Here is a 14628-nt window from a genome sequence, read left to right as displayed (position 1 = left end):
TGCGGACCGCCTGCCAGGCGGCGGCTCCCGCGACGGCGACCCCGGCGGCGCGCGTGCCGGCGAGCGCGACCTTGCGCCCGGTGCGGTAGTCGCGCACGTCCCAGCCCTGCGCCTTCGCGTGGGCGCGGAGCCGCGGGTCGGGGTTGATCGCACAGGGGTGGCCCACCAGCGAGAGCATCGGCAGGTCGTTGCTGGAGTCGGAGTAGGCGTAGCAGCGCTCGAGGTCGAGGCCCTCGCGCTCGGCGATCGCCCGCACGGCGACGGCCTTGCCCTCGCCGTGCAGCAGCTCGCCGACCAGCTCGCCGGTGTAGGTGCCGTCGACGTGCTCGGCCACGGTGCCGAGGGCGCCGGTGAGGCCGAGGCGTCGGGCGATGACCGCGGCGATCTCGATGGGCGCGGCGGTCACGAGCCAGACCCGCTGCCCGGCGTCGAGGTGCTGCTGGGCCAGTGCGCGGGTGCCGGGCCAGATCTTGTGCGCCATGTGCTCGTCGAAGATCTGCTCGCCGATCTCCTCCAGCTCGGACACGTCGTGTCCCGCGATGAACGCGAGCGCCGAGGAGCGGGCCTTCGCGATGTGCTCGGGGTCCTCGACGCCGGCCAGGCGGAAGTAGACCTGCTGCCACGCGGCCTTGACGATGTCGCCCGTGGTGAAGAAGTCGCGCTGGTGCAGCCCGCGCGCGAAGTGGTAGATCGACGCGCCCTGCATGATCGTGTTGTCGACGTCGAAGAAGGCTGCGGCGTCGGGGTCGGGATCGGGGGCGAGCCAGTGCTCGACCTCGCTCGCGGCCGCCGCCGCCTGGCCGGCGAGCACCGACCGCGACCGCAGGTTCGGCCCCGGCCGGGGGACCCGCTGGCTGGACATGACCCGAACCTATCGGGTTCCTCGTCCCCTCCCCACGTTTTGTGGACTCGATGACGGAATCGGGCGCGAAAACCGACGTCAGGTCCACAAAACGCGGGGAGGGGGAGGGGGCGGGAGAGGGGCGCGGGGGGCTGGCCGTCTGTGGTTGACTCGCATCGTGACCTCCTCGAACGTGTCCGCGCTGGTCAGCGCCGCCGCGCGACGCTCGCCCGAGGCCGTGGCCCTCGTCCAGCACCGCGGCGGGCGGCAGGAGCGCACGTGGGCGCAGCTCGACGCCGACGTCGACGCCGCCTCCCGCGCGCTGAGCGGCGTCGGCCTGCGCGCCGGGCACCGTGTCGCGCTCGTCATGGCCAACCGGATCGACCTCGCCGTCGCCTACTTCGGGATCCTGCGCGGCGGGATGGTCGCCGTGCCCGTCAACCCGCGATCGACCGAGCGCGAGATCGGCCGCATGCTGGCCGACTCCGGCGCGCGGGTCGTGCTGTGCGACGAGAGCGCCGTGGAGCAGGTGCGTGCCGCGGTGGCCGACCTCGACGTCCTGGTCGTCGTCGACGGCACCCCGCGGCGCGAGGGCGAGGTCGCGTTCGACCGTCTCCTGCGCGACGCCCCCGACGTGGAGCCGGCCGCGCCCCGCGACGAGGAGGCGCCGGCGGTGGTGCTCTACACCTCCGGCACGAGCGGCAGGCCGAGGGGCGCGATCCTCACGCACCGTGCCCTGCTCGCCAACATCGAGCAGACCGCGGCGGTCGAGCCCCCGATCGTCACGCCCGACGACGTCGTGCTCGGCCTGCTGCCCATGTTCCACATCTACGGGCTGAACGCCGTGCTCGGCCAGGCCGTGCGGCAGGGCGCGCGGGTCGTCATGGTCGACGGCTTCGACCCGGCCGGCCTGCTGCGCACGATCCGCGACGAGGGCGTCACGAACGTGGCCCTCGCCCCTCCGGTCGTCGCCGCGTGGGCGGGTCGTGCCGACCTGCGCGAGCACCTGGCCGGGGTCAAGCACGTGCTGAGCGGTGCCTCCACGCTCGACCCCGAGCTCGCCGCGGAGTTCGCGGCGTCGTCGGGGCACGTCGTCGAGCAGGGCTACGGGCTCACCGAGACGGCCCCCGTCATCACGGCGACGCTCGCGTCGGGCCGCCCGGACGGCGTGCCGCCGCGGCCCGGCTCCGTCGGACGTCCGCTGCCGGGCGTCGAGCTGCGCCTCGTCGACACCAGCGGTCAGGACGCCGAGCCCGGTGACCCGGCCGAGGTGTGGGTGCGTGGACGCAACCTCTTCTCCGGCTACTGGCCCGACGGGTCCGACGGCCCGCGCGACGACGGCTGGTACCCGACGGGCGACATCGGGTACCTCGACGACGCCGGCGACCTGACGCTGGTCGACCGGGTCCGCGAGCTCGTGATCGTGTCGGGGTTCAACGTCTACCCGGCCGAGGTCGAGCTCGTCGTCGCCGAGCTCGACGACGTCGCCGAGGTGGCGGTCGTCGGTCTCCCCGACGAGCAGACCGGCGAGGCGGTCGTGGCGTTCGTCGTCGCGACGGACGGTGCAGCGACCGACGGGCTCGAGGCCCGCGTGCTGGAGCACTGCTCCACGCGGCTGGCCCGGTTCAAGCAGCCGCGCCAGGTCGTCGTGGTCGAGGGACTGCCGCACTCCGCCACCGGCAAGGTCGCCAAGGGTCGGCTGCGGGCGCTCGCGCGCAGCCAGGACCTCGGCCTCCAGGCCCGATGAGCCTGTTCCGCCGCCGCCCCGGGTCGCCCGACGACCCGCAGGCCGCCCCTGCGCCGCCGGGGTCCGGCGCCCCCGTGCCGCACGCGCACGACGCCCGCGTGGTCGTCTACAGCCGCGCGGGCTGCCACCTGTGCGAGACCGCCGAGGCGGAGGTCGAGCGGGTCTGTGCCGAGCAGGGCAGCGACTGGGCGCGGGTCGACGTCGACACCGATCCCGAGCTCGTCCGTCTCTTCCACGCGATGGTGCCGGTGGTGTTCGTCGACGGCCGTCAGCACGACTTCTTCCGGGTGACGCCGGCCCGGCTGGTCGCGGCGCTCGAGCGCCCGGCTCCCTGAGCGGCGAGCGGGCGTGGCGGGCGAGGCGCGCCGGTGAGGCGCGGCGCCGTACTACCACGTCGCGTGTGAGGAATCCCACCCACCCCCGTCGTCGATTTTGTTCCGTCGTTCACAAGCTCGTAAACTGATCCCTGCGCTGCCCGCCCACGTCGGGTGAATCCTTTGCGGCGCGATGGAGCACCGTGACCCTTCTGCGCGAGACCCCGGCCGGGACCCCCGATCCCGCGGCGGCATCGGCGACCCGCGACGTCCCTGACGCGACGCTCGCCCGCCTGCCGCTGTACCTGCGGGTGCTGCAGACGTTCGCCGACGCGGGCGCCGCGACCTGCTCGTCGGTCGAGCTCGCCGAGGCGGCGGGCGTGAACCCCGCGAAGGTGCGCAAGGACCTCTCCCACCTCGGCTCTTACGGCACCCGCGGCGTCGGCTACGACGTCGAGTACCTGCAGTACCAGATCGCGCGGGGCCTCGGGCAGACGCAGACGTGGGACGTCGTCATCGTCGGTGCCGGCAACCTCGGCTCGGCCCTCTCGACCTACGGCGGCTTCGCGCCGCGCGGCATCCGCGTGGCGGCCGTCCTCGACACCGACCCGTCCCGCGTCGGCAGCACGGTCGGCGACGTCGAGGTGCGTCCGCTCGACGTGCTCGACGCCGTCGTCGCGGAGCACGCCATCGCGATCGCCGTGGTCGCGGTGCCCGGCGAGGCCGCGCAGGACGTCGCCGACCGCCTGGTCGCCGCCGGTGTCACGAGCATCCTCAACTTCGCACCTGCCGTGCTGCAGGTGCCGCCCCACGTGCAGGTGCGCAAGGTCGACCTCTCGGTCGAGCTGCAGATCCTCGCGTACCACGAGCAGCGGAAGGCGGAGAAGCCATGAGCGTGTTGGTGGTGGGTATGTCCCACCGGTCGGCCCCGATCGACGTGCTGGAGCGCGCGTCGCTCGACACCGACGCGGCGGTGAAGCTCGCGCACCGGGCGCTGGAGACCGCGTCGGTCACGGAGGCCGCCGTCATCTCCACGTGCAACCGGGTCGAGGTGTACGTGGAGGCCGACCGTTTCCACAACGCCCTGGAGGACGTCTCGCACCTGCTGGCCGAGCACGCGGGGCTCGGGCGCGAGGACCTCGTGTCGCACGCGTACGTGCACTACGACGACTCCGCGGTCGCGCACCTGTTCTCGGTGGCGGCGGGGATGGACTCGATGATCCTCGGCGAGAGCCAGATCCTGGGCCAGGTGCGTCAGGCGCTGCACACGGGGCAGGCGGAGTCGACGGTCGGCTCGGCGCTGAACGCGCTGTTCCAGCAGGCGCTGCGGATCGGCAAGCGGGGGCACGCGGAGACCGGGATCGACCGGTTGGCGCCGTCGACCGTGACGGCCGGCCTCGACGCCGTGGGCGACGTGGTGCTCGAGCCCGACACCCGGTTCCTGGTGGCCGGTGCGGGCACGATGGCCAGCCTCGCCGTCCGCACGCTCGTGGAGCGGGGTGTCGAGCCGCGCCGCATCATGGTCGCGAACCGCACGTTTCAGCGCGCCTACGAGCTGGTCGCCACGTTCGGCGTGAGCGCCGTCCGCTGGGAGGCGCTCGACGTCGAGCTGGCGGCCGCCGACGTCGTCATCAGCTGTACCGGCGCGGCCGGCTCGGTCTTCGAGACCGACCGGGTCGCCGCTGCCCTCGCCCGGGGTGGTCGCCGGTCCGAGGAGATGGTGTTCGTCGACCTGGCGCTGCCGCGTGACGTGGCCCCCGGCGTGGGCGAGCTCGACGGGGTGACGGTCATCGACCTGGTCACGCTCGCCGCGCGCTCGGAGAACGCCGAGCTGGCCGGTGACGTCGACCAGGTGCGCGCGATCGTCGCCGACGAGGTGCGCAGCTTCCTGGCCGCCAAGGCCCAGTCGCGTGTGACGCCGACCGTGAAGGCGCTGCGCAGCATGGCCACCGAGGTGGTCGAGGCCGAGACGGCGCGCCTGCTGGGCCGTCTCGACGGTCTCGGGCCGGAGCAGGTCGAGCAGGTCCGGATCGCGCTGAAGCGGGTCGCGGACAAGCTGATCCACGCGCCGACGGTGCGCGTCCAGCAGCTCGTGGACGGTCCTGCCGGGCTCACGTACGCCGACGCGCTGTCGGACCTCTTCGCGCTCGACCCGGCCACGGTCGACGCCGTCACCCAGGTGAAGGGAGGCAAGGGATGAGCGACCGCGCCCCCCTGCGTCTCGGCACCCGTGCCAGCGCCCTCGCCACCACCCAGTCGGGGCAGGTGGCCGCCCGCATCACCGAGCTGACCGGCGTCGAGGTCCAGCTCGTGACGGTCAGTACCGAGGGCGACCGGAACCAGGCCCCCCTCACCCAGATCGGCGGCACGGGCGTGTTCGTCGCGGCCCTGCGCGAGGCGGTGCTGGAGGGTCGCGTCGACCTCGCGGTGCACTCGCTCAAGGACCTGCCGACGACGCCCGACCCGGCTCTGACCCTCGCGGCCGTCACGTCGCGGGAAGACCCGCGCGACGTGCTCGTCGCGCGCGACGGTCTCACCCTCGGCGAGCTGCCGCACGGCTCCCGGGTGGGCACCGGCTCGCCGCGTCGCGCCGCACAGCTCAACGCGCTGGGGCTCGGCGTCGAGATCGTGCCCGTGCGTGGCAACGTCGACACCCGCATCGGCAAGGTCACGTCGGGCGAGCTCGACGCCGTCGTCCTGGCCCGTGCCGGGCTCCTGCGTCTGGGGCGTGAGGACGAGGCCACCGAGGTGCTCGACCCGATCCAGGTGCTCCCGGCCCCGGGCCAGGGCGCCCTGGCCTGCGAGTGTCGCGCCGACGACGCCGAGACCGCTACGATCCTCGCCGTGCTCGACGACCCGGACACCCGGGCCGCCGTCACCGCCGAACGTTCCCTGCTCTCCGCGCTGGAGGCAGGGTGCAGCGCACCCGTCGGTGCGCTCGCCGACGTCGTCTGGGGAGACGACGGCGACGAGCTGTGGCTGCGCGCCGTGGTCGGAGACCCCTCCGGCTCACCCACCATCCGCCTGTCCGCCTCCGGCCCGCTCAGCGAGCCGGCAGCGGTCGGCGAACGTCTCGCTGCCGAGATGCTCGCCGAAGGTGCGTCCGAGCTGATGGCCGACACCCCGTCCGGCACATCGATCGGATCCACCTCATGACCACCCGGCAGTCCAGGAAGAAGACCGACACCGTGACACCACCCACCACCGCCACCGTCGAGGCACCCGCGAAGCAGGACACCGCCCCCAAGCGGAGCCCGAAGCCGCTGGGGCACGTCAGCTTCGTCGGCACCGGTCCGGGCGACGCCAGCCTGCTGACCGTCCGCGCGGCCGAGCTCATCGCCGAGGCCGACGTCGCCATCATCGAGCAGCCCGAACAGGCTGCCCTCGTGCCCGAGGGCGTCGAGGTCGTGGACGGCGGCGTCGGTGAGGACGGCACCGCCCTCACCCACGCCGCGCGCGCCCGCCTCGTCGTCCGGCACGCCAAGACCGGCGCGCACGTCGTGCGTCTCGTCAGCGGCGACCCGTTCACGTACGCCACGGCGCCCGAGGAGGCGGCCGCGTGCGCGAAGGCCGGCATCGCCTTCGAGATCGTGCCCGGCGTCTCGTCCGTCACCGGCGTCCCCGCCTACGCGGGCGTGCCGCTGACGAACAAGGCGCACCGCCAGTACCGCGTGGTCAGCGTCGGCGACGCCACCATCACGTGGGCCGACCACGCCGGCACCGACACGCTCGTGCTGCTGTCCGCGGTCGCGCGCATCGGTGAGGCCGCTGCCGGCCTGATCGAGGCGGGACGCTCCCCGGAGACGCCCGTCGCCATGACCCGCGTCGGCACCACGACCGAGCAGACGACCGTCGTGTCGACGCTCGCCGACATCGCCGTCGACGCGAAGGCCGCGGCCATGACGTCGCCGGCGATCACCGTCGTCGGTGAGGTCGTCGCGATGCGCGAGGCGCTGTCGTGGTTCGAGACGAAGCCGCTGTACGGCTGGCGCGTGCTCGTGCCGCGCACCAAGGAGCAGTCGGCCGGCCTGGCCGCACGCCTGCGCTCCTACGGCGCGGTGTCGGAGGAGGTGCCGACGATCTCCGTCGAGCCGCCCCGCAACCCGCAGCAGATGGACAAGGCCGTCCGCGGGCTCGTCGAGGGCCGCTACGAGTGGGTCGCGTTCACCAGCGCGAACGCCGTGAAGGCCGTGCGCGAGAAGTTCGAGGAGTACGGCCTCGACGCGCGCGCGTTCTCGGGCCTGAAGATCGCCGCCGTCGGCGAGAAGACCGCCGAGGCGATCAGCACGTGGGGCATCCGCGCCGACCTCGTGCCGACCGGCGAGCAGTCGGCTCGCGGCCTGGTCGAGGAGTGGCCGCCGTTCGACGAGCTGCTCGACCCGATCAACCGGGTGTTCCTGCCGCGCGCCGACATCGCCACTGAGACGCTCGTGGCCGGTCTGCAGGAGCTCGGCTGGGAGGTCGACGACGTGACCGCCTACCGCACCGTCCGGGCGGCGCCGCCGCCGGCGCCGACGCGTGAGGCGATCAAGACCGGCAAGTTCGACGCGGTGCTGTTCACGTCGAGCTCGACGGTGCGCAACCTGGTCGGCATCGCGGGCAAGCCGCACGCGTCGACGATCATCGCGTGCATCGGCCCGGCCACGGCGCAGACGGCGGAGGAGCACGGCCTGCGGGTCGACGTCCTCGCCGAGCAGCCGTCGGCGGACGTCCTCGCGGACGCGCTCGCCGAGTTCGGTGCCGCCCGTCGTCTCGCCTTCCTGGAGGCGGGGGAGCCGGTGCTGAAGCCGTCGCAGAAGAAGCCGTCGTCGCGGCGCAAGGCCTGACGTGACGTCCCAGGACGGACCGTCGCTGGGTCGTCGGACGCTGGGCCGACCGCCCGTCCACCGACCGCGCCGTCTCCGCACGACGCCCGCCATGCGGGCGCTCGTGCGCGAGACGCGCACGGAGCCGTCGCAGCTGGTCCTGCCGATGTTCGTGGGGGAGGGGCTCACCGAGCCCAAGCCCATCGCGAGCATGCCGGGCGTCGTGCAGCACACGCGTGCGTCGGCCCGTGAGGCGGTGCGCGAGGCGGCCGGTCTGGGCCTGGGCGGCGTCATGCTGTTCGGCGTCCCCGAGCACAAGGACGCGGTCGGCTCGGGGGCGCTCGACCCGGACGGCATCCTCAACGTCGCCCTGGCGGATGCCCGTGACGAGGTCGGCGACGACCTGCTCGTCATGGCCGACCTGTGCCTCGACGAGTTCACCGACCACGGCCACTGCGGCGTGCTCGACGACCAGGGGCGCGTCGACAACGACGCGACGCTGGAGATCTACGGTCGGATGGGTGTCGTGCAGGCCGAGTCGGGCGCCCACCTCGTCGGCCCGAGCGGCATGATGGACGGCCAGGTCGCGGTGGTGCGCGAGGCGCTCGACGGCGCGGGGCACACCGACGTCGCGATCCTCGCCTACGCCGCGAAGTACGCGTCGGCGTTCTACGGACCGTTCCGCGAGGCGGTCGACTCCTCCTTGCAGGGCGACCGCACGACGTACCAGCAGGACCCGGGCAACGCCCGCGAGGCGCTGCGCGAGACCCTGCTCGACGTCGCCGAGGGCGCCGACATCGTCATGGTGAAGCCGGCGCTCGCCTACCTCGACCTCGTCGCGTCGATCCGCGCCGCCGTCGACCTCCCCGTCGCCGCCTACACCGTGTCGGGCGAGTACGCCATGGTCGAGGCCGCGGCCGAGAAGGGGTGGATCGACCGCGAGCGCACCGTCTCGGAGACGATCACCTCCATCCGCCGCGCGGGCGCCGACATCGTCCTCACCTACTGGGCCGCGGAGATCGCCCGCCGCGCCTGAGCGTTCGGCTCGGTCGGCCGGTGCGTTGGCGTGGCTTCCCGGTCGGGCGGGGCTGCGTCGGCGCGGCTTCGAGTGGGTGTGGTCTCCGCAAGGGCCTCGACGGGCGGCTGGGCGGGCGCCGGTCCGGGGTCTCGGGCTGCGGGTTGCGTTCGGGGTGGAGGCACGATTCTGCGTTCTCGCCCCCTGAACGGTAGGTGTGCCACCATCCACCCCAAGGTCACCCACGATTCTTCCTTCGTGCGCTGAAGCCCGAACGCTTCTGCGTTCGCGACGGGATCCCGTAGGAAACGCAGAAGGCTTGGCCCTCCGACGCACGAACGCGGGATCGTGCGTCCCACGTGGGCCACAGCCCGAGAACCCGACCCAGCGCGCACCCAGCCGCCCGGTCGAGGCCCCTGTCGGAGACCACACCCAGCGTCAGCCGCGCCAGCGCAGCCTCACGTCGACGAGAAGCCGCGCCAGCGCAGCCTCACCCCAACGAGAAGCCACGCCGACGCACCCATGGGGATTTCCGGGAGGCCCCTCGACGCGACGAACCCCCGACCACCGGCCGGGGGTTCGTCGTCGGGGCGGGTCAGCCCTTCGTGTACTTGTCCATGCAGGCCTTGAAGCGGGCCGCGTGGGTGTCGACCGGGAGCAGGGAGACCTCGACGGCGCAGCGCAGGTTCGCCTCGGTGGCGCTGAGCAGGTCGGTCACCGGCTTCGTGATGGGCGCGAGGGGGGTGTCCTTCACGGCACCCTGCACCGCACCGCCGACGGTCGAGCCGCCACCGGAACCGCCGGTGGAGCCGCCGCCCGTGCCGCCGGAGCCGCCCGAGCCGCCCGTCGAGCCGCCGCCGGACGAACCGCCCGAGGAGCCTCCCGAGCCTCCGGTGGAGCCGCCGGACGTGCCGCCCGAGGACCCGCCGGAGGAGCTGCCGCCGCGCGGCTTCTTCGTCGACTCCTGGACCTTCTGCTCCTGCTTGGCCGCGTCACGACGCTGGGCGGGGGTCAGGGTCTGGTCGAACGAGCGGCTGGTCAGCACCGAGCCGGTCGACGTGCCGTTCGGGGTGGCGGTGAAGTCGCCGCTCGCGTACGCCTTGCTGATGCCCAGCACCAGGTCGACGTACTCCGAGGAGTTGTTGTACCGGCGCACCGCTGCGGCGGCGCCGTCCTGCGTGGAGAGGTCGCCGCTGCCGGAGCAGAGGTAGATGGCGGCCGCCGTGGCGGCGTCGTTGATGTTCTGCGGGTCCTTCTTGCCGTCACCGTCTGCGTCGACGCCCACCGAGCGCCACGTGCCGGGGATGAACTGCATCGGACCGACCGCGCGGTCGTAGACGGCGTCGTCGTCGAGCCCGCCGTTGTCGGTGTCGCGGATCTCGGCGATGCCGTCGCGGCCGTCGAGCGGGATCCCGTAGATGCCCGGCTTCGCCACGCCCTTCGCGTCGAGCGCGTTGCCGCCGGTACGACCGTGGTTGGACTCGACCCGCCCGATCGCGGCGACGAGGTGCCACGGCAGGTTGCAGGACGGGTCGGCCTTGCCCAGCAGCTCCTCCGCACGGCGGTACGCCGACAGCGCGGCCGTCGGGATGCCGTTGGTCGACAGCGTCGCCAGCGTGCCGCTGGCGCCGGCGCGGGAGTCGACGCCCGGCGGCGCTGCCTGCACGCTCGCCGGCTGCTCGAACGCCGTGGCCGGCACGTCGGGGATGTCGTCGGCGCTCACCCGGTCGCTGGCCGTGGCCAGACCCGTGTTGCTGATCGCCGCTCCCCAGGCGACCACCAGCAGACTCATCGGCACCAGGGCGCTGGCCTTCTGCCAGCGGCTGAGCTTCCGTGCTCCCATACGTCTCGTGTCCCTCCCGCGACCGCCGTGGCGGCGGTCACAGTAACCAGATGTTACCGGCCACCACTCCCTCGTGGATGTGGCCTGCATCTCATCAACGACGGATGTGTCCCTCAGGTTACGTCCGCGTGGCTCGTACGGCACGCCTGACCGACGGCAGGAGCCCCCTGCCGCCGTCCCGGCGCTGGGCCCGACCCGGGACAATGGGGACCATGTCCTCCACCCCGCAGTCCCAGCAGTGGTTCGACCGCGCCGTCCAGGTGTCGCCGGGTGGCGTGAACTCCCCGGTGCGCGCCTTCCGAGCCGTCGGCGGGACGCCGCGCTTCATGACGTCGGCCCAGGGCGCCTGGCTGCACGACGCGGACGGCACGCGCTACCTCGACCTCGTCGGCTCCTGGGGACCGATGCTGCTCGGGCACGCGCACCCGCAGGTCATCGCCGCGGTCGCCGAGGCGGCCGGCCGTGGCACGTCGTTCGGCACGCCCAGCCCGCCGGAGGTGGAGCTCGCCGAGGAGATCGTCGCCCGGACGCCGGTCGACCTCGTCCGCATGGTCACGTCGGGCACCGAGGCCACGATGTCGGCGATCCGCCTCGCCCGCGGGTTCACCGGTCGCACCCGGGTCGTGAAGTTCGCCGGCTGCTACCACGGTCACGTCGACTCCCTGCTCGCCGAGGCGGGGTCGGGTGTCGTCACGCTCGGCCTGCCCGGCTCACCGGGCATCCCGGCGCACGTCACGGCCGACACGATCGTCCTGCCCTACAACGACCGCGACGCCGTCACCGCGGCGTTCGCCGAGCACGGCGACGAGATCGCCTGCGTCATCACCGAGGCCGCGGCGGGCAACATGGGCGTCGTCTCCCCGTTGCCCGGCTTCAACCAGTTCCTCTCCGAGACGTGCGCCGCGCACGGGGCGCTGCTCGTCAGCGACGAGGTCATGACCGGCTTCCGCGTGACCCGCTCCGGGCACTGGGGGCTCGACGGCGCCCACGAGGGCTGGCGACCCGACCTCCTCACCTTCGGCAAGGTCATGGGCGGCGGGTTCCCCGCAGCCGCGTTCGGCGGGCGCGCCGACGTCATGGCCCTCCTCGCGCCGAGCGGTCCGGTGTACCAGGCGGGCACCCTCGCCGGGAACCCCGTCGCCTCCACCGCGGGGCTCGCCACGCTGCGCCTCGCCGACGATGCGGCCTACGCCCGCCTCGACGACTGGTCGGCCCAGGCCCGGACGCTGGTGTCGTCCGCGCTCGACGACGCGGGCGTGCCGCACGTCGTGCAGAACGTCGGCAGCATGTTCAGCGTCGTGTGGGGCCTGACCGAGCCCGTGCACGACTTCGCCGGCGTGCAGCGCCAGGAGACGCACCGCTACACCGCCTTCTTCCACGCCATGCTCGACGCGGGTGTGTACCTGCCGCCGAGCGCCTACGAGTCGTGGTTCGTCTCGGCGGCTCACGACGACGAGGCACTCACTAGGATGGCCGAGGCCCTGCCCGCCGCCGCGCGTGCCGCTGCGGCGGCCACCCCGGCCTGACCGAGCCCGACGGCACACCGTCCACCGCGAGGAAATCCCCATGAGCGAACGCACCATCGTCCACCTGATGCGCCACGGCGAGGTGCACAACCCGCAGGGCGTCCTCTACGGACGGCTCCCGGAGTTCTACCTGTCGGACCTCGGGCACCAGATGGCCGAGCGCGCCGCCGACCACCTGTCGACGAACGAGATCGTGCACCTGGTCTCCTCCCCGCTCGAGCGCGCCCAGCAGACCGTGGCCCCGCTGGCCAAGCTGCTCGAGGCTCCGGTCACCACCGACGACCGCGTCATCGAGGCCGACAACCTGTTCGAGGGCCGCACGGTCGGCGCCGAGCCGAAGGCGCTCCTGCACCCCAAGAACTGGTGGCTGCTGCGCAACCCGTTCCGCCCGTCGTGGGGCGAGCCGTACCGCGAGATCGCCGCGCGCATGCAGGCTGCCGTCGCCGACGCCCGCGACGCCGCCCGCGGGCACGAGGCCGTCATCGTGTCCCACCAGCTCCCCGTGTGGATCGCGCGACAGGCCTACGAGAAGAAGTCGTTCGTGCACGACCCGCGCACCCGCCAGTGCTCGCTCGCGAGCCTGACCAGCCTCACCTTCGACGGCGACCGCTACGTCGGCTTCACGTACGCCGAGCCCGCCGGCGACCTCCTGCCCGACGCCCTGAAGGCCGGCAAGAAGTTCGTCGGGGGCGCCTGAGCCGTGAGCCGTTCCCTGCGCCGACGCGGCTCCGCCGTCCTCCTCGCCCTGGCCCTCGTCGTGCTCGCGGCGTGCTCCGGCCGTGGCACGGAGGGGTCCACCGGCGGCTACGTCAGCGCCAGCCGCTTCGTCACGTCGGTCCCCGTCGAGGACCGCACCGACGCGCCGGTGCTGGAGGGCGAGGACCTCGAGGGCAAGAGCATCAGCTCGGCCGACTTCGCCGGCAAGACCCTCGTGGTCAACGTCTGGGGCTCCTGGTGCCCGCCGTGCCGCAAGGAGGCGCCGGTGCTGGAGGAGGTGGCCCAGCAGTACGCCGACCGCGGCGTGCAGTTCCTGGGTCTCAACGTGCGCGACCAGACCGCTGCCGCCCGTGCCTTCGAGGAGCGGATCGGCACGACCTACCCGAGCATCGTCGACTCCGACGGTCGCCAGCAGCTCGGCTTCGCCGACAGCCTCCCGTCGCAGGCCATCCCCACCACGTGGGTCATCGACGCGAAGGGCCGGGTGGCCGCCCGCGTCATCGACCCCGAGCTGCGTGCCTCGACGCTGTCCGGCGTCCTCGACGACGTCCTGGCGAGCACCTCGTGACCGACTGGTTCGCCGACACCGTGCTGTCGGGGTCGCTGCTGCTGGCCGTGCCCATCGCCGTGCTGGCAGGGCTCGTGTCGTTCTTCTCCCCGTGCGTGCTGCCCCTGCTGCCCGGCTACCTCTCCTACGTCAGCGGGGTCGGTGTGCAGGACCTCGAGACGAAGGGTCGGTCGAGGCTGCTGCTCGGGTCGGTGCTGTTCGTGCTCGGGTTCACGGTGGTGTTCGTGACCGGCGGCGCCCTGTTCGGGGCGCTCGGGCAGGAGCTCTACGACTACCGACGCGTCATGTCGGTGGTGCTGGGCATCGTGGTGATCGTGCTCGGACTCGTCTTCAGCGGCGTGCTGCCGATCCTGCAGCGCGACGTGCGGGTGCACGCCGTGCCCGCGGTGGGCGTCGCGGTCGCGCCGCTGCTCGGCCTGTTCTTCGGCCTCGGCTGGCTGCCCTGCATCGGCCCGACGCTGGGCGCGGTGCTGACCCTCGCGAACAACTCCGGCACGCTCGAGCGAGGGGCGTTCCTGACCTTCGTCTACTGCCTCGGGCTCGGCGTCCCGTTCGTGCTCGCGGCGCTCGGCTTCGGCCGGTTCATGCACGCCGTCCGGTGGGCGCGCCGCCACCAGCAGACCCTCCAGCGGGTCGGTGGTGGCTTGCTCGTCGTGGTCGGCGTCCTGCTCGTCACGGGCGTGTGGGACGCGGTCGTCGTGCAGCTCCAGACGTGGGCCGGCGGCTACGGGGCGGCGATCTGATGGCCCGCTCCCGCAAGGACCGCGCGCCCGCGGAGCTCGCCCCGGCGCTCGGACCGGTCGAGACGCTGCGGTGGGCGTGGCGCCAGCTGACGTCGATGCGCACGGCGCTCCTGCTCCTGCTGCTGCTCGCCATCGCGGCGGTCCCGGGATCGGTCGTGCCGCAGCGTGGTGTCGACGCCCGCGCGGTCGAGGCGTTCCAGGCCCGCCACCCCGACCTCTCGCCGTGGCTGGAGCGGCTCGGCGTCTTCCACACCTACACGTCGCCGTGGTTCAGCGCGGTGTACGTGCTGCTGATGGTCTCGCTCATCGGCTGCATCCTGCCGCGCACGAAGGTCTACCTGAAGTCGGTGCGCGCGCGTCCGCCGCGGGCCCCCCGCAACTTCGACCGGCTGCCGGCGTCGGCCACCTTCGAGACCGACGCCGAGGTCGAGGAGGTGCTCGCCGTCGCGCGGGGTGCGCTGCGCGGTCCGCGACTCCTGCCGAGCCGCGTCGACGTGGTCCGCGACGAC

Annotated in this window: 14 protein-coding genes; 12 read left to right on the top strand and 2 right to left on the bottom strand. The window is 73.3% G+C overall.

Annotated elements, in window-relative coordinates:
- Positions 1-862, bottom strand: an 862-nt coding sequence (locus NH339_RS13865) for an HAD family phosphatase (protein WP_253026314.1), incomplete at its 3' end; no start/stop codon positions are given.
- Between the two features lie 157 nt (positions 863-1019).
- Between NH339_RS13865 and NH339_RS13860 the strand changes: the two genes are divergently transcribed.
- The 7 genes from NH339_RS13860 (at position 1020) to hemB (ending at position 8743) form a co-directional block, all read left to right on the top strand.
- Positions 1020-2588, top strand: a complete 1569-nt coding sequence (locus tag NH339_RS13860; protein WP_253026312.1) for an AMP-binding protein — start codon at positions 1020-1022, stop codon at positions 2586-2588.
- A complete protein-coding gene (locus tag NH339_RS13855; protein ID WP_308207077.1) occupies positions 2585-2923 on the top strand; it encodes a glutaredoxin family protein in 339 nt (112 codons plus the stop codon). Before NH339_RS13860 ends, NH339_RS13855 begins: the two co-directional genes overlap by 4 nt.
- 182 nt (positions 2924-3105) lie before the next feature.
- Positions 3106-3795, top strand: a complete 690-nt coding sequence (locus NH339_RS13850) for a redox-sensing transcriptional repressor Rex (RefSeq protein ID WP_253026310.1) — start codon at positions 3106-3108, stop codon at positions 3793-3795.
- Entirely contained in the window at positions 3792-5102 is a 1311-nt protein-coding gene (locus tag NH339_RS13845; protein ID WP_253026308.1) for a glutamyl-tRNA reductase, read from the top strand. The genes NH339_RS13850 and NH339_RS13845 overlap by 4 nt, the downstream gene beginning before the upstream one ends.
- Complete coding sequence (gene hemC / locus NH339_RS13840) at positions 5099-6058, top strand: hydroxymethylbilane synthase (RefSeq protein ID WP_253026306.1); 960 nt, start codon at positions 5099-5101, stop codon at positions 6056-6058. The genes NH339_RS13845 and hemC overlap by 4 nt, the downstream gene beginning before the upstream one ends.
- Entirely contained in the window at positions 6055-7728 is a 1674-nt protein-coding gene (locus tag NH339_RS13835; RefSeq protein ID WP_253026304.1) for a bifunctional uroporphyrinogen-III C-methyltransferase/uroporphyrinogen-III synthase, read from the top strand. Before hemC ends, NH339_RS13835 begins: the two co-directional genes overlap by 4 nt.
- A 40-nt stretch (positions 7729-7768) precedes the next feature.
- The gene (hemB, locus tag NH339_RS13830) at positions 7769-8743 is read left to right on the top strand and encodes a porphobilinogen synthase (RefSeq protein ID WP_256475509.1); all 975 of its coding nucleotides are present in this window, start codon (positions 7769-7771) and stop codon (positions 8741-8743) included.
- 574 nt (positions 8744-9317) lie between these two features.
- Here hemB and NH339_RS13825 read toward each other — a convergent pair.
- A complete protein-coding gene (locus tag NH339_RS13825) occupies positions 9318-10565 on the bottom strand; it encodes a lytic transglycosylase domain-containing protein (RefSeq protein ID WP_253026300.1) in 1248 nt (415 codons plus the stop codon).
- A gap of 212 nt (positions 10566-10777) precedes the next feature.
- Between NH339_RS13825 and hemL the strand changes: the two genes are divergently transcribed.
- From hemL to NH339_RS13800, 5 genes are all read left to right on the top strand, one after another.
- The gene (gene hemL, locus NH339_RS13820) at positions 10778-12091 is read left to right on the top strand and encodes a glutamate-1-semialdehyde 2,1-aminomutase (RefSeq protein ID WP_253026298.1); all 1314 of its coding nucleotides are present in this window, start codon (positions 10778-10780) and stop codon (positions 12089-12091) included.
- Positions 12092-12131: 40 nt separating this feature from the next.
- The gene (locus NH339_RS13815) at positions 12132-12788 is read left to right on the top strand and encodes a histidine phosphatase family protein (protein WP_067854547.1); all 657 of its coding nucleotides are present in this window, start codon (positions 12132-12134) and stop codon (positions 12786-12788) included.
- 3 nt (positions 12789-12791) lie between these two features.
- Positions 12792-13376 carry a TlpA disulfide reductase family protein gene (locus tag NH339_RS13810; protein ID WP_253026296.1) on the top strand — a complete coding sequence of 195 codons (585 nt, stop codon included), beginning with the start codon at positions 12792-12794 and terminating at the stop codon, positions 13374-13376.
- Complete coding sequence (locus NH339_RS13805) at positions 13373-14119, top strand: cytochrome c biogenesis CcdA family protein (RefSeq protein WP_253026294.1); 747 nt, start codon at positions 13373-13375, stop codon at positions 14117-14119. Before NH339_RS13810 ends, NH339_RS13805 begins: the two co-directional genes overlap by 4 nt.
- Positions 14119-14628, top strand: a 510-nt coding sequence (locus tag NH339_RS13800; protein WP_253026292.1) for a cytochrome c biogenesis protein ResB, incomplete at its 3' end; no start/stop codon positions are given. The genes NH339_RS13805 and NH339_RS13800, both read left to right, overlap by 1 nt.

Source organism: Aeromicrobium sp. CnD17-E (assembly GCF_024124745.1).
Taxonomy (GTDB): domain Bacteria; phylum Actinomycetota; class Actinomycetes; order Propionibacteriales; family Nocardioidaceae; genus Aeromicrobium.
The sequence above is the reverse complement of the archived record's forward strand: the minus strand, read 5'-3'. Positions and strand labels throughout refer to the sequence as shown.